Source organism: Candidatus Chlorohelix sp. (assembly GCF_037138995.1).
Taxonomy (GTDB): Bacteria; Chloroflexota; Chloroflexia; order Chloroheliales; family Chloroheliaceae; genus Chlorohelix.
The window spans coordinates 1-20532 of record NZ_JBAXHI010000025.1 but is presented as its reverse complement, the minus strand read 5'-3'; the positions used below and the strand labels follow the sequence as shown (position 1 = coordinate 20532).

Below are 20532 nucleotides of genomic sequence, written 5' to 3'. Positions count from 1 at the left end.
TATGCGAAAATTAATTAAAGGCGATTATTTTGCCTTGCCCAGCCACAACAAGGGTAAAAGGCTCATCTATCATTTTCTTATTATTATCTAAATATCGTGCAACATAGAAATGTATGGTCTGCCCATTCCCGCCATCAAAACCACCGATATAACGGTATTCTTGGTATTGCATGCCTCGTTCTTTAAACTGGACAAATTGTCGCACAAAGTAATCTTTGCCCCTGCCCACCTGAGCAAGCTGGTTTTGGAGTTGAGCATCTAACGAATTCCATATATCATCGGCATTGAGATAAATCTGACCGCGCATAAAAGCTTCAGTAATCTGTGGCGCGTTGGTGGTATTTATTTTTGGAGATGCGGCAGAAGCTTGAGTAGAAGCGTTCTTACTTACTACCGTCTGGGGGTCGCCTACTACTATATTTATATTGAAAACTGTTATAAGCAACCAAATGCCGCCCACCACAACCGCAATAATTACCGCCCCGCCTAGAATCGTTTCATGGCGACCGATAAACTTGAATATCCCTATGGTGAAGCGACCTAACCCGCCAAAAAAACGGGTAAGTAAACGACCAAATACGCGGAAAAGTAACATATACCGCACCCGGTGTTATTTTATTTTGAGAAGTAAGACCGGAACAAACGCCGAGAGGCTCGCCTGCAACGAGTCTCCGGGTTAAAAATTGAATATGAAAAGAACTACCTGCGAAGCTGGCATCCTTAGCAAGGATTATAACCGAGTTTTGGGTCTATAAGTGTTAAATAACTATTAAATGACTCTGAAATGTTTGCTAATATATAGTAAGAATTATAGCGTCAAATAGCCGATTGAAAACATGTAAATCGGATTCTACTCCAGATTCCAGCTTCTGAGGAATAATTCCCAGTTTTTGCGACGCTGGCGTTCTTCTTCTTCGGGGCTAAACCCATAATAAGGGGGAGTGCCAAGCGGTTGGATGCGTTCTAGCAGCGTTTCTATTTCTGGCAAAATCATCAGTCCAAAGCCTTTATCCTTAAAATTGTAGGAATAATCGGCTTCAAGAGCGTAGGGGTGGCGAAAATGCTCGTCCATAAAACCCAATTCGTCCTCAACCAACACGCGACGGAAGCACAAAAAGCTGCCTTCAAGCGCATCGGGTTGCGCGTTAGCAAGGCACAGCCCTACCGCTTTTCCAGCCTGCCGTTCGAGCTTCAAACCTGCCAAACCGTAGAGGGCGTATTCTTCCATAGTGTAAAGGCGTTGGTAGAGCGCGTCAAACAAGTCGCCTTTCAGTTTCAAGCCCGGTTCGAGCAGCAACAACCAACGTCCGCGAGCTTGCCGGAAAGCAATATTGCGGGCTGCTGCTAAGCCCAAATCCTCCGCGAAAAGCGCACGAAAATTGCGGTAAGAAGTGTTGAGAGTTTGAAGATATGCGGTTGTCTCATCTGCGCCGTTCAAATCCACCACAATAATCTCAACCTTACGCTTCGAGTTGATGACCTGTGCCAGCAAACTGTTCAGGGTGATTTTTAGCTCAGGCAAATTCTGGCGCGATACCAGACACACCGTAAAATCGAAGCGGTCTTCCTCGCGCAAGAAAGAGCGCACTATGCGACTGTTCTTGAGGCGTAACAAGCCGCCCGGTTCCTCTTTCTGTACTTCTTCTCTATGCTGTTGCTTTTTCTCGAAAGGCTTGTTTTTGGAATCGCTCATACGGGGCGTGCCTTTTGCCCCTTCTCTGCCCGTAACCGGATTCTTGGGCTTCTTCTCCGGATAACGGGTTGGCTCTTTTTTCGGTTCGACAGACGCAGGATTATCTAGCCCCAGTTCAAAACCAAGCACGCGGTCAAACTCAGCCAACAAACGCAAGCGGGAGGCATCGTCCAAATCGCTTTGCAGCAGCATTGCCCATAGCACCGTCAGAGCGCGGGGCAAGTTCAGGTCATCGGCGATTTGCTCGAAAAAGCGTTTGCGCCACTCTTCGATTAAGGCAAAGGCTTTGCCACCTTCAGCAACCGCGCCGTTTGTATTCTGAGCTTTCAGGCGCAAAATCAAACTTTGCAACCTTTCTAAAGCGTTAGCCGAATCGGTAAGAGCGCGTAGGGGGGGCATAGTATCGCGATAATGGGTTGAAGCCAGCCAATAGCGCAACTCGGCGGGACTGAATCCTGTCAGGTCGCCGGGGTTTATAGCAGGGTCAGGTGCGCCGAGCAGTAGTGTAAAAGCCGCCTGTTTGCGTTCTTCTTCTTCCGTTATGAGGTGGCAATCGGTGGCATCAGCTTCACTAACACGCTCAAGTTTCAAGCGTTTTCTCTGTAAAGCCTTCCCAAGCCAATCCAACAGGCAACTCAAACGCAAGGCTGCGGGAGTACGCCTGTCCTCAAGCAAAGCGGCGGGTACATAAAGCTTTATTAGACCGTTGCGGTCAGGCAAATTTTCTTTGTGGCGGCTACGCGCATTGTATATTTTTAGTTCCATTTGCCTAGAAGTATAGAGCAAAAGCCTCAAAATGTAAAAGTGGGGCAAGGTCAGAAAGGAGGGTGCAAGTCATACGCTCCGTTCCGCCGTAGTATCAGCCCGCAGTTCTAAAATTAACACAAACGAACCGGCACTGCTTCTTCAATTAAAATTGCGGGATAAATCAGACTCAGTTTATAATCAGGCGAAATATAATGGGATTTTATGGATTGAGAGGAAAGAAAGATTAAAAGTGGCTAAAGTTTTATTAATTGATGACTCGGAATTTATGCTGGATATTATAAAGGATATGCTAGAATCATTGGGCTACCAGACTCTAGCAACCCTTGAACCTGAAGAATTTCGCCGTTTGGTGCGAGAAGAACAGCCCGACTTAGCGCTGGTGGATGAGATGATGCCAAATATAACCGGTACTGAATTGGCGCGAGAACTGCGAGCGAGTTCTGATTTATATCTGATAAATCTGCCGATAGTTCTGACCGGAATTCAAAGCGGCGGAGGCGGAATCCCCCGACTTTGGCGGCTTTTGAAGCCATTTACTATTGAAAAACTTGACGCATTGCTTGCCGAAATTCTAGCGATATAGCCTCAAAATACGAACAAATTATTAAGTTTTATGTTATAATAGATGGGTTAAGATATATGTCGCATAATCTAGGTGCATTTAGGGAGGTCGTATTCGGTGGCTAAAGATATAGAAGAGATACAGAACTATTCGGCGCAAAGCATCAAAGTGATGGATGATATTGAGCATGTACGCGCCAGACCTAGTATGTACATTGGTAGCCCCGATTTGTACGGTCTTCACCATCTCGTCTATGAAATTTTCGACAATAGCGTTGACGAAGCCATGAACGGCGGCGCAGATTATATCGAAGTGCTTATTCATCCTGATAATAAAATAACCGTCAATGATAACGGGCGTGGTATCCCTACCGACATGCACACCGGCGAAGGTCGCCCCGCGATGGAAGTAGTTATGACTAAACTACGCGCCGGCGGTAAGTTCGGAGATGGCGGTTACAAGGTATCAGGTGGTTTGCACGGCGTGGGCGCAAGCGTAGTAAACGCACTCAGTACATGGATGCGGGTGGAAGTGCGCCGCGATGGTAAACTCTTTTATCAGGAGTATGAACAAGGGCGCATCACTTTCGATATGAAAGTAACTGAAGACCCGACCAACGGCTGTGGTACAACCGTTATCTTCAAAGCAGACGACAGCATCTTTACTGAAGGCACAGTTTATAACTACGAAACATTGGCGCAGCGTTTCCGTGAAACCGCCTTTCTCACCAAAGCCCTCAAAATACGGGTGGTGGATGAGCGCAGCGATCAGGAGCAAACCTTCTATTTCGAGGGTGGCATCGTTTCTTTTGTACGACAACTGAACCGCAAACGTGGGGTAATCCAGCAGCGTGCCTTCTATGTAGATAAAACTGTTGACAATACCAAAGTAGAAGTGGCGATGCAATACAACGATGGCTATAACGAATCGGTTTTTGCCTTCGCCAACAACATCAATAACGTGGATGGTGGTACTCATCTCACCGGTTTCCGCACCGCTTTGACCCGCACTATCAATAACTATGCGCGTAAGAGCGGCGGACTTAAAGAAAAAGATGATAATTTTACCGGAGATGACATCCGTCAGGGCTTGTGCGCTATCGTCAGTGTGAAGCTGTCCAACCCCCAATTCCAGAGCCAAACCAAAGTTAAGCTGAGCAATGCCGAGGTCAAGACAATTGTTGAAGCGGTGGTAGGTGAAGCGTTGGAGGCGTGGCTTGAGCAAAACCCCGCCGATGCCAAGCGCATTATTGATAAATGCTTGTTGGCGCAGCGTGTACGGGAAGCTCAGAGCAAAATCAAAGAAAATATCGTGCGTAAGGGCGCTTTCGATGGCTTGTCCCTTCCCGGTAAACTGGCAGACTGTTCAGAGAAAGATGCCACTCGCAGCGAACTGTATATAGTTGAGGGGGATAGCGCAGGTGGTACCGCCAAGCAGGGACGTGACCGCCGTTTTCAGGCGATTCTACCCTTGCGCGGTAAAATCCTCAATGTTGAACGCGCTGCAATGGATAGAATGCTCAGTAGCGATACTATTCGGTCACTTATTACCGCACTCGGTACTGGTATTGGTGACCAATTTGAACTGGCGCGTCTGCGTTACCACCGCATCATCATTATGACTGACGCTGATGTGGACGGCGCACACATTCGTACTTTGCTGCTAACTTTCTTCTTCCGCAATATGGAGGAGATAATCTCGAATGGACATCTTTATATCGCGCAGCCGCCGCTTTATCGCCTTGCTCACAGCAAGCAAGTAGTTTACGCTTATAATGACGCGGAAAAAGATACTGTGATGCAGCGGTTTAATTCGGACAAGGTAAACATCCAACGTTACAAAGGTTTGGGCGAAATGAACTCGGAGCAATTGTGGGATACTACGATGGATCCGCGCAACCGTACCCTATTGCAAGTAACGATTGCTGATGCAGCCGGAGCCGATGAAGTGTTCCAAATGTTGATGGGCGATGAAGTGCCGCCCCGCAAGAGCTTCATCACTACCCACGCCAAGTACGTGAAGAACCTCGATATTTAGAGCAAGCAACTAAGGGCGGTTCGCTTCCACTTTAGGAGACAAGCGTACCGCCCTTCTCAAATTAGCCGAATCCCTCCTTCTTATCTCGCCCCTTATTATCCATATCAATTGATATTTCAACAACCATTAAGATTTCAAAAGGTGAGAAAATTTACACCTATCTTTTATAATTGTCCACTTTACACTATCTAATTAATCTGCTATTATTATCAACGGGCGCGTTACTGTTAATAATACACTAACTGACAGTGGCTATATACAGGTTCAGATATATACATTACAGGGTGAATTGCGCTATATGTAGGCGGGATTAAGTAGTCATAGCAAGTTCCCACCTGCTATAGATATTATCAATCTAAGTCAAAATGTTTGCCAATGCAAGGGGTGCAGTCGCAAGCGTTAAGCATTGAGGAGGACACAAGCTAATGTTCAGGTTCTTGAAGGTGAGGGAGAAGCGCGTCAAAACGGCTTCTAGGTTTCTTATTTTAACCATGTTGCTGGCAAATCTGGCATTGTCAGCTTGTGGCGATTCTACCAAAAGCGCGACTACCGATGACAAAAGCGATATTGCAGTAGGTAGTTTGCTGGACGAAACGGGACCGTTGAATATTTATGGCAAACCGATGGCGGATGCTGCCAAACTTGCTATCAAGGACATCAACAATAACGGTGGGGTGTTAGGGCGCAAGTTGAAGCTCGTTTCCTATGATACTCAATCGGACACCGGGAAATATACCCAACTTACCACTCAGATTATCCAGCAGGATAAAGTGGCGGTATTGATGGGTGGCATTACCAGTGCCGCGCGAGAAGCGATTCGCCCGATTATTGACCGCAACAAGCAACTGTATTTCTACAATGTGCAGTATGAGGGGGGCGTTTGCGACAAAAACACCTTTCTGACAGAAAATGTACCTACCCAACAGCTTATCCCGCTGACCCAATGGGGCATCAAGAATGTGGGTCCGAAAATTTACGTGCTGGCGGCTGACTATAATTTCGGTCAAATCAGCACTGATTGGGTGAAGCAATACGCTGCTCAGTTTGGCGGTCAGGTAATCGGTACTGATTTTGTACCCTTGGATGTTTCCGAGTTTGGCTCAATCATCAGCAAATTGCAGGATGCAAAGCCTGACATCGTATTCTCCATTTTAGTGGGCGGGAACCATATTGCTTTCTATCGCCAGTTTGCGGCGGCAGGGCTTGGCGCAAAGATGAAGATTATTTCTTCCACCTTTGGGGTCGGCAATGAACAAATCGTGCTTTCATCCGCCGAATCCAAAGATATTGTGGTCGCTTATCCTTATTTTCAGGAGTTGACCAACCAAACCAACCAGAAATTTGTAAAGATGTGGCAAGATGAGTATGGCAAGGATTATCCCTATATTACAGACCTTGCCGAAGCTACATGGAACTCATGGCATATTTGGGCAGAGGCGGTCAAAAAAGCTAATAGCCTTGACCGCGAAAAGGTAACGGCAGAAATCGAAAAGGGTTTGACGTGGGATGCGCCTCGCGGCACGGTGCAAATGGATGGGGCTACCCACCACGCCACCTTTGATATAACAATTGCTCGCGCTAACGACAAAAAGGGCTTCAACTTGATTGAAACCCAGAAAGCGGTACCGCCTGCGTTTGAACAGCAAGTATGCAATCTGGTGAAAAACCCAGAAACCTATACCCAGTTCACGCCCGGACAGAAATAACCCGAATAGCCGGCAATCCTGCTACAATAAGCGAGAGGGTTGCCGGTTTTTTTGTAAGGATTTTTAGATGAATCTTGACCAGTTATTAAATCAGCTATTAACTGCGCTGACTAGCATTTCACTGCTGCTGCTTATCTCCATCGGGCTGGCGGTGATATTCGGCATGATGGGTATTATAAATCTGGCGCATGGTGAATTTCTGATGCTAGGGGCTTTCGCTACGTTGGCGGGGGTGCGTGTTGGGCTGAATATTTGGCTGGCGATGCTGCTTGCGCCCTTACTGGTGGGGCTGTTCGGCTTGTTGGTAGAGCGGTTGCTTATCCAGTTCTTATACGGGCGATTGGCAGACTCGATGCTAGCAACATGGGGCTTGAGCCTGATTATGGTGCAGGCGGTGGTTTTTATCTTTGGTACTACCACTCAAGGAATCCCAACGCCGCTCGGCAATTTCAGCCTTGGTCAATATTCGGTTTCGTGGTATTCAGTGGTATTGATACTCGCGGCGTTATTGCTGATAAGCGTTGTTTTCTGGGTATTCAAACGCACCCGCTATGGGCTGCTGGCGAGGGCTGCGATGCAATTGCCGGAAATGGCTATGTCGTTGGGCATCAACACCCGACGCTTGAATGCGCTAACCTTCGCCTTCGGTTCGGCGCTAGCAGGGGCGGGGGGCGCATTACTCGCACCGATTACTGGAGTCGTGCCGGGAATGGGACAGGCATACATCGGACGCGCCTTTATGAACGTCATCATTGCCGGTCCCGGAGTTTTGACCGGAACTACCGCAGCATCGGGTTTGCTCGGCACGGTGGAATACACCGCCTCGTATGTCTCAACCCCTTTTATCGGGCAAGCCGCGCTACTCATCTTTGCCATTGTGCTGATTCGCTTTTTGCCAACCGGGCTTTCAGGACGCTGGGGCAAGCAATTATGAAGTTTCTCTTGCGGAAAATCCCCTTTGAAGCCAAAGGGTTGCTAGTTATTGCGGGTGTCGCGTTTATTTTAACCGGATTGGTCGAAGATTATCAGGCTACCCAATGGACTGTATGGGTAATTTATGGGCTGTTGGCATTGAGTCTAACGCTGGTATGGGGCAAGGGCGGTATTTTTAGTCTGGGGCAAGTCGCCTTTTTTGGAATAGGCGGCTATGCTTACGGGGTAGTGGGCGTAAACCTGATACATACAACCGGAGAGAGCCTGAGCGCGTTGGTGGCAGCGGGTTTGCTGGCTGCCCTATTTGCAGCAGCCCAAGGCTTTTTTATGTTTTACGGCAATGTCGGCGATGTTTATATAGCGGTTATAACGCTGGCAACTACGTTGGTACTTTATACTTTTATGCTCAGTACCTCCGGGCGGCAATACGCTATCGGCATCGCTTATCTCGGCGGTTTTAACGGTATGACCAATGTGCCACCGTTAACCCTTTTCAACTCTTTCTTAAGTCAGCGTGACCTTTTGCTGGTTACTATTATCATAGCGGCGGCAATCGCTTTTGTGGTGCGCTTTCTGTTGCGGCGACCTTTTGGCAGAGTGATTGCCGGACTTCGTACCAACGAGTTGCGTACCCAATTGCTCGGTTATGATACCCGCCGTTATAAATTGCTGCTTTATATGTTGGGGGGTGGAATTGCCGGATTAGCGGGAGGCTTCTACGCTGCGTGGGGTCAGTTTATAAGCCCTACCGTTTTTAGCCTTTCTCAAGCTTCGTTGGCGGTTATATATGTGTTGGTGGGAGGGCGTGCCTCGCTTTCAGGGGCTTTCGCGGGGGCAATTCTGGTGGAGGGATTATCTACCAATCTCAGCAAGGGAGGCACAGAGGCAACCCCAATTGTGCTGGGTTTGGTAATGATTCTTATTGTGCTGCTATTACCAACCGGAATAGCGCCAGCCCTTGCCACTTTGCTAAAAAGAATCCAAATTCGGGGTGGAAAAATAGAGACAAGGGGCTTAAGCCCCTTGCTTGAAGAAAAATTTTTAAGTAAGACCATACCAACCGCGAGCGCTTTTCGAAAAAATAGCGGTAGGCTGGAAACGGTGGAATTGCGTAAGACCTTTGGCGGGTTGGTGGCAGTGGCAAACGCCAGCCTCACCTTTGACTCTTCCGGTGTATATTGCCTGATTGGTCCTAACGGGGCGGGGAAAAGCACCTATTTTAACCTGCTGATAGGTCGTTACAAACCCACATCCGGGCAAGCGTTATTTGCCGGAAAACCGCTGAACCGCATGCCAATCTTTCGGCGAGTACAACAAGGGATGGGTATAAAGCTACAGGTGGTTAGCATTTTTACCGAGTTGAGCGTATTTGAAAACATGTGGTTGGCAGCTTACGCCATTAGTCGCAATTCACTTTGGGCGGAGCAGCAAGCCGGACAGTTGTTAGAGCGGTTTGGTCTGTTGCAGTATGCGGATGAACAAGCCGGAACGTTGGCGCACGGACAGCAACAATGGCTGGAAATCGGGATGGTGTTGGCGCAAGAACCTTCTGTTATTATGCTGGATGAGCCTACTGCCGGGATGACCCGCGAAGAAACCGCCCGCACCGCCGAACTGGTCAGGGAACTTGGGAAACAGGCGAGCGTGATTGTGGTTGAGCATGACATGGAATTTGTGCGCTTGCTGGATGCGCCTGTTACTGTCTTTCACCAAGGGCAAATCTTTGCGAAGGGTCGCCTTGAAGAATTGCGTCAGAACGAGGATTTGCAAAACATTTATCTGGGGAGATACCGCAATGTTGAAGTTAAGTAACCTTGCCGCCGGTTACAAACGCACCACTGTGCTAACCGGGTTCAACCTTGCGATAAAAAGTGGGGAAATTATAGCGGCGATGGGGCGCAATGGCGTAGGCAAATCTACTTTGCTTCGGACAATCGCCGGTACACTTCCGCTACAATCCGGCTCTATAACATTTGACGATAAAGACATCTCGCACAAACCAGCGCATGAACGCGCCCGAATGGGTATAGCCTATGTACCACAAGGACGTGAAATTTTCCCCAATCTGACTGTGCTGGAAAACCTCAAGGTGGCGGGTTATGCTTCTCGTCAACTCGACCTGAACTTGAAACTGGAAGAGATTTTTAGTGAATTTCCGGGGCTGGCGGAAAAGCGCAATTTGCGGGGCGGAAGCCTGAGCGGTGGACAGCAACAAATTCTAGCGTTGGCACGCGCCTTGCTAACAAATCCCAAACTATTACTGCTGGATGAGCCAACCGAAGGAGTGCAACCTTCTATTATAGAGCAGATAGCAGAGATTATTCGGCGGATTAATACGGAGAAAAAAATAACGGTTTTGTTGGTAGAACAAAACTTGGATTTCGCGGCAAATCTGGCGGAACGCGCAATTCTAGTGGATAAGGGGCAAGTTAGGCGCGAAATTTCCGCTACGGAGATTCTGCACGACCGGGATTTGCAGCGGGAATATCTAGGTATTTGAGCGAGCGCTTGAGCAACAAAAATCCGACTCATCGAAAAACGAGCCGGATTTAATTTCAATAAGCTACGCCAACAGCTTACTTTTTGCCTAATTTAATGCGTTTAGGTTGTGCAGGATTCGCAAGCTCAGGCGGTAATTCTAACTCAGGAATCTGAATTTCCACAATTGTACGTTCTGGAACTACTTCAGGTTCGGTAGAAACGGGAACTTCCTTGACTAACTTTACACGCTTTGGTTGTTCAGATACGGGCATTTCGATAGGAACTGCCGGAATATTTTCCAGTGCATCCGTTCCTACAATTTCACCCATTGATGGCAACTCGTCAATTAATGAGTTATTGGGTTCTACGTAATTACTTATCGAAATATAATCGGTCTGCCGATTTTTGAAAGGCACATTAGGGCGAGCTTCAGAATCGCTTCTTTCACCTTCACCAGTTCCCCGGATAGTAAGCCGATTACGTTTTTGAGGCGGTTCTGCTGAAGCCTTGCCTCCCATCATACCCATTGGAATATAACGGCTAAGAAGAGGCTGCATCAACGGCATAAGCGCTTTGCCAAGCAAGGGGTTTTTATCCAGATAGCCGCCTTCAAAGATTACCCGCAGCTTCATCAGCGCAGAATGCTTTGTGGATTCATCATTTGATAACAAACCGGGAATGCTGGTAAGAATTGCAGCAGTCTCACTAACATCTGCAACGCTTTTGCCAAAACTCTGCCGTCCTTCGAATAAACCATGCGCTAGGCGGCTGATGCTGTACATGCTCGGAACATCCCTGATAGTCGCAGAGGATGGGGTAGCGACATTTGCGCCCTCACCGGGTGCAGTTGGTTGTTCAGAATCGGGCGGGATAAGATTACTCTGATTCTGATAGGGTGACTGAACCGCCGGTTTATCCACAGGTCTAGGTTTATAGGTTGGTTCTGGTTTAGGCTTATACACTGGTTCGGCAGGCACAGGCTTATAGACCAATTTGGCAGGTTCGGGTATTGGTTTATTTTTCTGTTCAGTCGGCTTGCTGTAGTTGCCTTGCTCGTAGGCATCCAGTTTGCTCCTTCCGGTGTAGCTTCCCGTGTTGCTCGACTTGAAGCCGGAAGAATCATTCTGATTATTATTTCTTAGTTGATAAGGAGAAGCATAACCGCGCTTCAGAGTAGTGACACCCTGATAGGGGCTTGGCGGGGGCGTTTGCCGCGTTTCCATGCTACGTAGCAAGCGTTCTTCTTCAAGCTCACCTTTCTCAATGTAAACGCCGTTAGGCTGTCGTACATAGAGTGGGCGCATTGTAGCGGGAACAGTAACTAGGCGTGCCGTAGATTCATCTAACTCAGCCTTAAAAAGGGTAAAAAACTCGGTTGCGACCTGCTCAGGTTTACTCGCAATAAAATAGTTCATCATCTTCTGGCAGATTTGCACATCCTCAAGTGGTATCAAATCTAGGAAAATGTTTATTGTGTTTCCGATTGGCTCGTTTTCATCTTTCGCCACTACTTTTGGGCTGTTGGCGCTATCATCTTTGGCGCGTAGCGAGATGCGGCGTTTGCTTCCGGTTACGGGAACACGATAAGCGAACTTTATTACGCCTTCAAGCGGGTTACGCCTGCCGAACCTTTCGATAGTAATATTGGACCAAATACATTTATCAATTGTATCTTTGGATCGCCCACGCGCCCACGTAATAAGATTCTGATTGGTCAAAATTGCGTAATCATGCAGGGTAAAACCTCCCAAGCGTGCGCCTGCATCATCCAAGATTATGCAATCAAAAACAGCCAATATTTGCTCATCAGAGGAAAAGATATTACGATCGGCGGCTATTTGGAGAAAATCCGCCAAGTGTACACGCACTGTATTTCTACCGACATAAATGTTTGAAGGCACCTGTATATCCATAGTCACCTCGTACTAATATAAAATAGCCCTACGAGTTTATAATTTTGCTGTAAGCTATTATACATTACTTCAAGCCTACTCATGTAACTTTAGTAACAGTCAAGCAGGGCTGTTGCAAGAAAGAAATTGTCCTCTATAAAACGGTTCTCAAAGGGGTTTGGGCAAGGGCGCGTGGTGATTTTGTAGGGACGTATCGCGATGCGCCTTCGTTGGGTGGCGTTTTTTGTGGGTGATGTGGCAATAAAAGAAGGGCGGTTCGCCTGTGCCCCGTAGTGGGTACGAACCGCCCCTACGGGTTAATTCTCTTGGTGGTTTGGCTGGAGTGTTGAAAATATAAATACTGACTATGCAACCGCCCTGTCTGCAATTCTGTAATTTGCTTAGTTGAAGTAAAGTGGTTAAATGTGATATAATCCACAAGCACAAAAAGAGTTGGAGAGGTCGCATAGCTGGCCTAGTGCGCCCGTCTCGAAAACGGGTATGGTTAACACCATCGTGGGTTCGAATCCCACCCTCTCCGCTTCCTCAGATAGCTTCGCAAAGTAGCTGCTATCTCAACTATACTAACGGGGGGAGGTCGCATAGTGGCCGAGTGCGCTCGCTTGGAAAGCGAGTAGGGTTAACGCCCTCGAGGGTTCGAATCCCTCCCTCTCCGTTTTTTATGCGCCTGTAGCTCAGTGGACTAGAGCATCGGTCTTCGGAACCGAGTGTCGGCGGTTCAAATCCGTCCAGGCGCATCCTGCCTCCTATATACCTGCTTTTATCTGCTTCTATCCACAATTCTTAAGTAGTATAATTATCCTGTCTGACACCATATATTATGCTAGAAGGAATGCAGAGAATGAGTGCAACCTCGGACGGAAACAAACCCAACCTAGTACTTAAGCCACTAGCAAAGCTGCGGACAGGGAAAAACATTGCGACCCCTAAGCGCCGTTCAGGGTTGGATATGCAAAACCGAGAACCCCGCGTGGAAATATGCGAGGAAGAAGGGTTGCCGGTACGCTGGATTAACATAGAACGCGCCGAATCAGTCGAAATAGATTGGCTACATCGCAATTACGAATTTAATCCACTCCATCTCGATGACGTAACCAGCTATATGCAACGTCCAAAACTGGACGATTTTGATGATACCGATTACCTCTTTCTGGTGTTGCACTTCCCTGTTTACAATAAATCCGAAAAGGTCAGCGTAGCAGAAGAAGTGGATATTTTTCTAGGACCTGATTACATTATTACAGTTCACGATGGTAAGCTAAATCCGCTTAACCGATTATTTGAGCAGTGCAAAAATAATCCCGGCAAACGACACGGTATTCTTAGTCGCTCACCTGCCTACACTCTGTACAAAATTCTGGATATATTGGTGGAATATGTCTTTCCAATTCTTAATAAATTATCGCAAAATCTGGACGAAGTTGATAGCAAGATATTTCAGGCAAGCTCGCAAGCAACTATCTACCAGATTTCGACAGTGCGGCGAGATATTCTGGCAGTGCGGCGTATATTAAAACCACAAATCTCGGTGTTAAGCAGCCTTGAACGGCGCAAACGGATAGTAGAGATTGGTGATGACGACCTTGAACCACTCTATGCCGACATTACCGACCATATAAATAAGGTGTGGGATAACTTAGAAGAATTCCGAGAAGTAATAGAAAGCCTGTGTAGCACCTACGATTCGCTAAATACCCATCGCCTAAACATGGTCATCAAAACACTCACTATGATTTCGGTAATTATGCTACCGTTGACCGTGATTACAGGCTTCTGGGGTATGAACGTAAAAGTGCCGTTTCAGGGAGATGATTTTGAATATGCTTTTCTGATAATCTTGGGATTGATGTTTTTTTCAGTAGCCTCTATGTTGGCAATTTTCAAATGGCGTAAGTGGCTCTGAACCGAAAGAAGTAATGAAATGCCCGGAGATATATCAGCAGATGAAGTTTACGCCGACCGAGAATTATTGAACCGACTAGGCTATGGGATTTTCGATGTGCAATGGGGTAAAAGCGGAGTCGGCTTCGAGAATGTGCGCGACTTCTCATATGTAGTCAGGGAGCATGAAGACCCCAAGCTATACCGCCGCAAAATTTTCGAGCTGGTTGGCAAATATTACCCAAACAATCTGGCTAAGGCTGTTTGGGATAAATTTATAGACCATAAATGGGTGATGAGTGAGCAGCGCGGCGAAGAAGTCAGCCTAAAAGTCGCGGCTGAGGATTGGATAGAAAACCATAGCCACGAATTTCTCAAGGAGTGGACTTTTAAACAACTCGAAGTGCCATACCGCATCCGCAGCGCTAACGAACCACGCAAAGATTTCCTGAGTGTCGTAACGGGGAGGGTGTTCCCTAACCTCCAAGACTTGTTGAATGTTGGTTTTAGCGTAAGCGATATTATTTGGGCGCGTTTACATGAGATAAAGCCTATCCCCAAATCTCAAAAAGTGCAGGAAGAAGCAAAAGCTTCACAAGGTGAGGGTTACTATGTACTACAAAAGATAAACCCTACTGAATTTAATTACATTCGGTTGGTAGCAAATTTGACCGGACATGTTATTCAAACGCAGGAAGAAGCGGAGAAGCGTTGGCACGAGATATTAGAACACAAGTGGTATATGAGTGAACGCGAAGGTAACGATGTAGGGCTACGAACTGCTGCGCTTGATTATTATCGTAGGCTCAACCTGCTGGCTGAAACTGAGCGTGGCTCAGAATAATAAAATAACAAAGGATTATTATCCCTTGCTAGAATTTTTGCACAAGCATATTATAAAGTCATATCTTAAAGAATGGCAAGGGGGTTAGCCCCTTGCACAAACTTTTTAGAACTTACTTTCTACCTAAAAAGCCGATTTGCGGCGCTTCAGGTTGCGAGGTGCTACTAGGTTGGTCAATCTGATCTGAAAATATACGGCTTCTTACCAAGAAGTTAGCAGCAAACTGCCAAACAATCAGTACTAGAAAGAAGATAAGCACACCCAACAAAGACATATCGGGCGGAATATCCGTTGGAGCAAGCTTCTGCGGGTTTGAACCCGACGGAGGTGGTGTTTGCGCCAATACAGTACCAGCAAAAATAAACATGCTCAACATTACCAATGTAATGGCGGTGGTGAGCTTCACCCAAGATTTTTTCACAAATTTAACGGGCTGCATAGGGCTTCCCTCGCTACAATTGCCAAGATTTTGAAAATGAGCAATAAGAAAATGGTCAATATCTAATACTATCTTAGCTCTTTTGAGGCATACTTGTCGGTAACTAATGCTACAATCAGTTCTTGCGCTCAACAGGTCAAGCAAGATTGTTCAAGGCGCTTAAAATAAATGTGGCAAGGATTAGAAGGCATGCTGATAATCTTGGGGTTTGTCAGGGTTGGTCTCTGGAATTAGGCGAAAAACGGTGAAGATAGCTGCTATCTTCACCCAACAAAATTATAGGCATTTAAGGTTTTGGTCTAATGAAATTAGCAATTTTTAGACGAATGTATTCTAATGGAGAATTAGATAGTCGGTCGTGAATTTTATTTAGTTGCTCTGTTTTTTCTTTGTAGGAAACTTCGACATGCATCGTGTAATTTAATAATTCTTCAAGAGATTTTTTTAATCGTTCATTTTCACTATAAACATCCTTGATGGAAAACGACCTCATTATAGCTTGATGTGCCGTAGTTAATAGACTCCCTATATTAGCAAGATATAATTGGGAATGCTGATTAAACAATTCCTTAAATATATACTCCTTTTGGGATAAGGTCAGCATACGACTCATTGAGTCATTACGATAACGATAAAAAAACAAGGGTTCTTGAATCTTTACAACCTTTTTGCCTAATTCAAGCAACGAAAGCCAAAAATCCCAATCTTCCCATCCCGGAAGTTTTCTGTAACCAGAAGTTCTATCCCAATCTTCTCTTCTGAATAGACCAGAGCAAAATATATAGTTGCTTAATAAAATATCCGGCATAGAATACTCTGGCAATTCCCAAATACCAGTTCTATCGCCAAAAAATTCTGCTATACAATAGACAATTCCTACATCAGTATTCGCATCAAGGATATTTATGGCTTTTTCAATGTAAGTTTTTTCGATTTTATCATCAGCATCCAAAGGAAGAATATAGCTACCATTTGATTCTCTTATTCCTATATTCCTCGCTTCTCCCAACCCCGCATTAGGGATATTGATTATTCTCGTTTTTGGTCTTGAAAAAGAGTTTAGTATTTCAATGCTTTTTTCATCATTTGAACCGTCATTGACAATGATAATTTCAAAATCTTGAAATGTTTGATTTAATACAGATTCTACTGACTCTTCCAAGTAATGTGCCTGATTAAAGCATGGTATAATAACAGATATAATTGGTTTCATAAAAATTATTCTGGTTGAAAACCTCTTCTGAAATAGCGCTGTCCTATGGATTTATTTAACTGTAGAAAGACTTAGCAGATTTCTATATCCTACTAGTCAGAAGTTGGTTGTTCTACGAATTTGAGTACAAACCTAATAAATTATATCATAACTTCTTGTAACGAGTGAATTTGACTTAATTCACGTACAGACTTTTCCATTTATCAGGTTCAACATAAGAGTCTTAGAGTTGATATTTATTTTTTAATACATAAACCTTCTGGATTCCTTGCCAAAATTGTTTCTTTTTCGTTATTTTTATGGTAAAATTGAAGGGCAACAATATTTACTTTTTTTTAATCTAGGATTAATGTCATTCAATAATTATAGGCAAATGCAGTGAGAAATGCCATGCTTGAACCTAAATCTGCCAAATTTTTGCCAATATCTCCCAGATTATTAAGAGGATACTAAGCTATCTTGTGCTATAATTAAGTTGCTTTTATAGGTATATTCTAGTGCAATAAGGAAAGAATTATGGGAAATAATCTAAATCAGGAACAATTATTACAAGAGATGAGCGAGATGCGAGCGGAACTTGCTAGTTATAAAACCGAGATTAGCAGCCTTACTAGCCAAGTTAACTCGCTGAAGCAAGTTTTGGGCAGTAAAGGAGCAGAGCCAAAGCTTCAAAACATTACTTCTCGCCGTCGAATGCTGAAAACTCTTGCGGTTGGCGCTGCTGCTACTGGAGCTTTGGCATTTACCACAGCGAATGTGAATAAGGCATATGCAGCGTCATATGACCCTGCCGCAAACGCTATTGAAGCTACACCCGCTGCGGCAGGCTATGGTGGGTTATTCCAAACTGGCGGGCTTGCAAATATTCGTTTAGCTCCAGCATCTACTGCTAAATTTGCGAATGGCACCCCTACTGACGGCAATTCTCACCAAGCCGGTGAACTGTATGTAGACTCTGACGGCACGCTTTACTACTGCTATAGCGGTACTGGCTCTGATAGTGGTAAGTGGCGCATATTGGCTGGGACTTCTACCTCCGGTTCTTTAATCCTTTTCTCAAACCCAGATCGGTTTGTTCAAACAAACTACCAAAATGGTACGGGCTATGGGATCGGTACTAATCCCGGTGTGGTTAACGGTTTTACACCGTTGTGGGCGCCGGCTAGCCTCTCTAATACTACCTATGTAAAAACCTATCCTCTAGCAAATAAGACAGGGCAAAACGGGCAATACATACCTGCTAATGCCACAGGTGTGCTTGGCTTCTTCTCGGTTCAGGCAATGGATCCGAATACAAATGGAGGTTTTGCGACTTTATGGCCCGCCGGGCAGCCTTTCCCGCCAACTTCTACGACTACCTTTAATGCAGTTCCACAATATACATCTACCCAATTCAGTTGTTCACTTGGCACAGGAGGCGCAGTCTGTGTGGCATCTAGAAATACTGTACATGTAGTTATTGATATTGCAGGCTATTATTTATAGTCTGGTGATTACACACGTCTTTGTTTCTGCCCTTATTTGAAATTAATAAACTCAGGAGAGCAATTTCAATCTTGAGTTCTATCAGGTTCAAACTGTCAGGCTCTACAAAGATGTGTGTATCCAAAATTATAGTGACTTGCTTGGAGGACAAAGCCCTTCCATATTTTTAGAGTAATTACAAAGAAAGTACCGCTTCAATAATGCTAACAAGAAACGAAGTTAGAAGCCCAATTACAGGCACTACAAATGTAGAACTCGTAGATGAAATAAGTGCAGAAGTAGCTATTTCGAACTATAGAACAGAATATGATATTGATGTCAGCGATTATTTTTCTGGTTTGAAGACTATAAAAATCTACAAATGTAACGATACTGGATATAGATTTTATTATCCCTTTGAGTTAGCCGGAAGAAGCGACTTATATGAAAAGCTGCAATCTATTTCTTGGTATTACTCTTTAAGATATGAGCATCAAGTTGCTGAAAAATATATTAAACCTACTGATTCTGTATTAGAGGTAGGTTGTGGGTTTGGGTATTTTCTTGAGAAACTGCAAAAGAACGGGATATCTTGCGTTGGTCTGGAATTTAATGAAGAGGCTGTTAAAAATGGGATTAGTAGAGCATTAAATATTTCGAAGCAAGATTTGATTGAACATACCGCTATAAACCCAGAAGCCTATGATATAGTTTGCTCATTCCAAGTAGTGGAACATGTAGCGCAACCGTATGATTTTATTAAAGCTTCTGTAGATGCTTTAAAACCGGGAGGGCTTCTTATTATTGGTGTGCCGAATAATAATCCTTATCTGTTCCGCAAGGATAAGTACCACACATTGAATTTACCTCCTCATCATATGGGCTTATGGGACAAGCTATCCTTAGCAAATATGGGCAAGCATCTGAATTTGGAAATTGAAGAAATATTAGTGGAGCCACTTCAAGATTGGGAAATTGAACAATATATTAAAATAAGTATTAATTCGAGCATACTAAAAATCATTCTGTTATTTTTCACATCAAAAATAAGACCCCTTAGAGTACGTCTAATGTTTCGGAATTTTTTTAGATTAAAATTTGATGGGCGAAATATTCTAGCTATCTATAAAAAACCGTAACAGTTCCAGCGAGTGAGTTGGAAAGGGAGGGATGACCACCAAGTTTTCACCTTGCTTTTTCATGGTGGCAAGGTAGCCTCTAAATCGGTGAAAGTAGTTGACACCCTCCTGACTGCACACCCCATAAATTCCAGCGCTGCCCTATCGGAATAAACAACAGGGTTTGCAGCAACTGTCTTCCCCGCATCGGCAGGTTTTTGATGATTGCTTTAAGCTTTCATACTGGCATTAAGTTCACCGGAGCGCGTTTTGCACCATTCTTCCAGAGTAATGAAGGGTCTGCCAAGAAGAGATAATGCGGCGTTACTATCACCGTTTTCGAGTACCTTCACCTTTCCGGTATAGCTGAAAAATGGAAGCGCTTGTTTAAGTTCTTTGCTATTGCTCATTAAGGCAATAAGCCGCGCCATCATTATTGGAAGGTTCGAGACAACCGCATTCGGGTTAAGCTTAGCGCAATAGATTTTCAGGGCATTTTCCATAGTGTAAGTTTCTGAACCAAGCACATATATAGCTTTTCCGACAACTTCTGAACTTTTATATGCTTTGGAAACCATCTCGGCATAATCGGTTGCGCTAACCCAATGCAAACTAAACGGTTGTTTACCGATAACGCTTGCTCGTTTCCCCTGAACAAAGCGAGGAAGCGATTCCATAAAAAAGGTGGATTTGAAAATAGTATAGGCTAAACCTGATGAAGCTATTGCCGTTTCAGCTTGAAATTTTGCATTTGTACCAGCAAACCAGCGATTTTCCTCGCAAACACTTGCGCCTGACAAATATGTTATGCGCTTTACCCCAATTTTTTTTGCTGCTTCAACTGTATTGATAACACCACGTCTCTCTAAATCAGGGTCTTGCCCACCGTCCAAATTGATATGAACTCCATCGCAATTACGCAAAGCTGTTTCAAGTGCGTTGGTATCTTCAACATCGCCCACCGCAATTTCAAAATCAGATCCAAATTTTGCTTTGGCTTTTTCCAAAGAGCGGCTTAGTATGCGAACTACATACCCATCTGCTTGTAATTTGCGAGCGACAGGCTCACCCAACAACCCGGTTGCTCCGATAACCAATATTTTTTCTACCATACTTTAAGCTCCTTATATTCATATTCTTGACGACCTATGAGACAATATATACTATCTTACATATGTATGTTATTACATAGTATTTAATATGTCAATACTTTCATATGTTAATTAGTATATAGGGATAGATGATGACAAATTTAGGTTATGCCTTAATGGGAATGCTGGCGGATGAACCTCGAACAGGCTATGATTTGGCTCAACTCATGAAACAACAGGTTGGATATTTCTGGAGCGCCAAGCATAGCCAGATATATCCTGAACTTGCTCGTTTGGAAAGCGAAGGTCTGGTAACTTTCGAGGTAATTGAGCAACAAGATCGACCCCATAAGAAGCTATATCATATTACGCCATCAGGCTTAGAAGCT

Annotated in this window: 17 protein-coding genes and 3 tRNA genes; 14 read left to right on the top strand and 6 right to left on the bottom strand. The window is 44.9% G+C overall.

Annotated features, from left to right (window positions below):
• Nucleotides 1–10 precede the first annotated feature (10 nt).
• Together WCK19_RS12085 and WCK19_RS12080 are read right to left on the bottom strand one after the other, a co-directional pair.
• Nucleotides 11–595, bottom strand: a complete 585-nt coding sequence (locus WCK19_RS12085) for a hypothetical protein (protein WP_342397639.1) — start codon at nucleotides 593–595, stop codon at nucleotides 11–13.
• Nucleotides 596–850: 255 nt separating this feature from the next.
• Nucleotides 851–2458, bottom strand: coding sequence for a glycosyltransferase (locus WCK19_RS12080; RefSeq protein WP_342397638.1), 1608 nt, complete (start codon nucleotides 2456–2458; stop codon nucleotides 851–853).
• A gap of 232 nt (nucleotides 2459–2690) precedes the next feature.
• Between WCK19_RS12080 and WCK19_RS12075 the strand changes: the two genes are divergently transcribed.
• The 6 genes from WCK19_RS12075 to WCK19_RS12050 all read left to right on the top strand — a co-directional run bounded on the left by WCK19_RS12075 (nucleotide 2691) and on the right by WCK19_RS12050 (nucleotide 10199).
• The gene (locus WCK19_RS12075) at nucleotides 2691–3044 is read left to right on the top strand and encodes a response regulator (RefSeq protein WP_342397637.1); all 354 of its coding nucleotides are present in this window, start codon (nucleotides 2691–2693) and stop codon (nucleotides 3042–3044) included.
• A gap of 96 nt (nucleotides 3045–3140) precedes the next feature.
• Nucleotides 3141–5060, top strand: a complete 1920-nt coding sequence (gene gyrB / locus WCK19_RS12070; protein ID WP_342397636.1) for a DNA topoisomerase (ATP-hydrolyzing) subunit B — start codon at nucleotides 3141–3143, stop codon at nucleotides 5058–5060.
• 425 nt (nucleotides 5061–5485) lie between these two features.
• On the top strand, nucleotides 5486–6766 hold the full coding sequence (locus WCK19_RS12065) for an ABC transporter substrate-binding protein (protein WP_342397635.1): 1281 nt from the start codon (nucleotides 5486–5488) through the stop codon (nucleotides 6764–6766).
• 67 nt (nucleotides 6767–6833) lie between these two features.
• A complete protein-coding gene (locus WCK19_RS12060; RefSeq protein ID WP_342397634.1) occupies nucleotides 6834–7700 on the top strand; it encodes a hypothetical protein in 867 nt (288 codons plus the stop codon).
• Nucleotides 7697–9511, top strand: a complete 1815-nt coding sequence (locus WCK19_RS12055; protein ID WP_342397633.1) for an ATP-binding cassette domain-containing protein — start codon at nucleotides 7697–7699, stop codon at nucleotides 9509–9511. The genes WCK19_RS12060 and WCK19_RS12055 overlap by 4 nt, the downstream gene beginning before the upstream one ends.
• The gene (locus tag WCK19_RS12050; protein ID WP_342397632.1) at nucleotides 9495–10199 is read left to right on the top strand and encodes an ABC transporter ATP-binding protein; all 705 of its coding nucleotides are present in this window, start codon (nucleotides 9495–9497) and stop codon (nucleotides 10197–10199) included. The genes WCK19_RS12055 and WCK19_RS12050 overlap by 17 nt, the downstream gene beginning before the upstream one ends.
• A 76-nt stretch (nucleotides 10200–10275) precedes the next feature.
• Here the strand turns inward: WCK19_RS12050 and WCK19_RS12045 are convergent, their stop codons facing one another.
• A complete protein-coding gene (locus tag WCK19_RS12045) occupies nucleotides 10276–12093 on the bottom strand; it encodes a hypothetical protein (RefSeq protein WP_342397631.1) in 1818 nt (605 codons plus the stop codon).
• Between the two features lie 434 nt (nucleotides 12094–12527).
• On the opposite strand from WCK19_RS12045, the gene WCK19_RS12040 reads away from it, so the two are divergent.
• The 5 genes from WCK19_RS12040 (at nucleotide 12528) to WCK19_RS12020 (ending at nucleotide 14818) form a co-directional block, all read left to right on the top strand.
• Nucleotides 12528–12613 (top strand) — tRNA-Ser (locus WCK19_RS12040).
• 50 nt (nucleotides 12614–12663) lie between these two features.
• A tRNA-Ser gene (locus WCK19_RS12035) sits at nucleotides 12664–12748 on the top strand.
• Nucleotides 12749–12756: 8 nt separating this feature from the next.
• Nucleotides 12757–12830 (top strand) — tRNA-Arg (locus tag WCK19_RS12030).
• Between the two features lie 104 nt (nucleotides 12831–12934).
• The gene (locus WCK19_RS12025; RefSeq protein ID WP_342397630.1) at nucleotides 12935–13996 is read left to right on the top strand and encodes a magnesium transporter CorA family protein; all 1062 of its coding nucleotides are present in this window, start codon (nucleotides 12935–12937) and stop codon (nucleotides 13994–13996) included.
• Between the two features lie 18 nt (nucleotides 13997–14014).
• A complete protein-coding gene (locus WCK19_RS12020; RefSeq protein WP_342397629.1) occupies nucleotides 14015–14818 on the top strand; it encodes a DUF4032 domain-containing protein in 804 nt (267 codons plus the stop codon).
• 112 nt (nucleotides 14819–14930) lie between these two features.
• Here WCK19_RS12020 and WCK19_RS12015 read toward each other — a convergent pair whose 3' ends face one another.
• Together WCK19_RS12015 and WCK19_RS12010 are read right to left on the bottom strand one after the other, a co-directional pair.
• The gene (locus WCK19_RS12015) at nucleotides 14931–15257 is read right to left on the bottom strand and encodes a hypothetical protein (protein ID WP_342397628.1); all 327 of its coding nucleotides are present in this window, start codon (nucleotides 15255–15257) and stop codon (nucleotides 14931–14933) included.
• A 286-nt stretch (nucleotides 15258–15543) separates the two neighbouring features.
• Complete coding sequence (locus WCK19_RS12010; RefSeq protein ID WP_342397627.1) at nucleotides 15544–16470, bottom strand: glycosyltransferase; 927 nt, start codon at nucleotides 16468–16470, stop codon at nucleotides 15544–15546.
• Nucleotides 16471–16986: 516 nt separating this feature from the next.
• Here WCK19_RS12010 and WCK19_RS12005 point away from each other — a divergent pair.
• Nucleotides 16987–17955 (top strand): hypothetical protein, encoded by a 969-nt coding sequence (locus tag WCK19_RS12005; RefSeq protein ID WP_342397626.1) that lies wholly within the window; start codon nucleotides 16987–16989, stop codon nucleotides 17953–17955.
• A 200-nt stretch (nucleotides 17956–18155) separates the two neighbouring features.
• The gene (locus WCK19_RS12000; RefSeq protein WP_342397625.1) at nucleotides 18156–19073 is read left to right on the top strand and encodes a class I SAM-dependent methyltransferase; all 918 of its coding nucleotides are present in this window, start codon (nucleotides 18156–18158) and stop codon (nucleotides 19071–19073) included.
• A gap of 209 nt (nucleotides 19074–19282) precedes the next feature.
• On the opposite strand, the gene WCK19_RS11995 is transcribed toward WCK19_RS12000, so the two are convergent.
• Nucleotides 19283–20164 carry an NAD(P)H-binding protein gene (locus WCK19_RS11995; RefSeq protein WP_342397624.1) on the bottom strand — a complete coding sequence of 294 codons (882 nt, stop codon included), beginning with the start codon at nucleotides 20162–20164 and terminating at the stop codon, nucleotides 19283–19285.
• A 128-nt stretch (nucleotides 20165–20292) separates the two neighbouring features.
• Here WCK19_RS11995 and WCK19_RS11990 point away from each other — a divergent pair.
• A partial coding sequence (locus tag WCK19_RS11990) for a PadR family transcriptional regulator (protein ID WP_342397623.1) occupies nucleotides 20293–20532 on the top strand: 240 nt, incomplete at its 3' end.

What these genes read in the sequence shown, in the direction of transcription:
- WCK19_RS12085 (WP_342397639.1), bottom strand. Translation starts at nt 595, where the DNA reads ATGTTACTTTTCCGCGTATTTGGTCGTTTACTTACCCGTTTTTTTGGC.
- WCK19_RS12080 (WP_342397638.1), bottom strand. Translation starts at nt 2,458, where the DNA reads ATGGAACTAAAAATATACAATGCGCGTAGCCGCCACAAAGAAAATTTG.
- WCK19_RS12065 (WP_342397635.1), top strand. Translation starts at nt 5,486, where the DNA reads ATGTTCAGGTTCTTGAAGGTGAGGGAGAAGCGCGTCAAAACGGCTTCT.
- WCK19_RS12060 (WP_342397634.1), top strand. Translation starts at nt 6,834, where the DNA reads ATGAATCTTGACCAGTTATTAAATCAGCTATTAACTGCGCTGACTAGC.
- WCK19_RS12055 (WP_342397633.1), top strand. Translation starts at nt 7,697, where the DNA reads ATGAAGTTTCTCTTGCGGAAAATCCCCTTTGAAGCCAAAGGGTTGCTA.
- WCK19_RS12050 (WP_342397632.1), top strand. Translation starts at nt 9,495, where the DNA reads ATGTTGAAGTTAAGTAACCTTGCCGCCGGTTACAAACGCACCACTGTG.
- WCK19_RS12045 (WP_342397631.1), bottom strand. Translation starts at nt 12,093, where the DNA reads ATGGATATACAGGTGCCTTCAAACATTTATGTCGGTAGAAATACAGTG.
- WCK19_RS12025 (WP_342397630.1), top strand. Translation starts at nt 12,935, where the DNA reads ATGAGTGCAACCTCGGACGGAAACAAACCCAACCTAGTACTTAAGCCA.
- WCK19_RS12020 (WP_342397629.1), top strand. Translation starts at nt 14,015, where the DNA reads ATGCCCGGAGATATATCAGCAGATGAAGTTTACGCCGACCGAGAATTA.
- WCK19_RS12015 (WP_342397628.1), bottom strand. Translation starts at nt 15,257, where the DNA reads ATGCAGCCCGTTAAATTTGTGAAAAAATCTTGGGTGAAGCTCACCACC.
- WCK19_RS12010 (WP_342397627.1), bottom strand. Translation starts at nt 16,470, where the DNA reads ATGAAACCAATTATATCTGTTATTATACCATGCTTTAATCAGGCACAT.
- WCK19_RS12005 (WP_342397626.1), top strand. Translation starts at nt 16,987, where the DNA reads ATGGGAAATAATCTAAATCAGGAACAATTATTACAAGAGATGAGCGAG.
- WCK19_RS12000 (WP_342397625.1), top strand. Translation starts at nt 18,156, where the DNA reads ATGCTAACAAGAAACGAAGTTAGAAGCCCAATTACAGGCACTACAAAT.
- WCK19_RS11995 (WP_342397624.1), bottom strand. Translation starts at nt 20,164, where the DNA reads ATGGTAGAAAAAATATTGGTTATCGGAGCAACCGGGTTGTTGGGTGAG.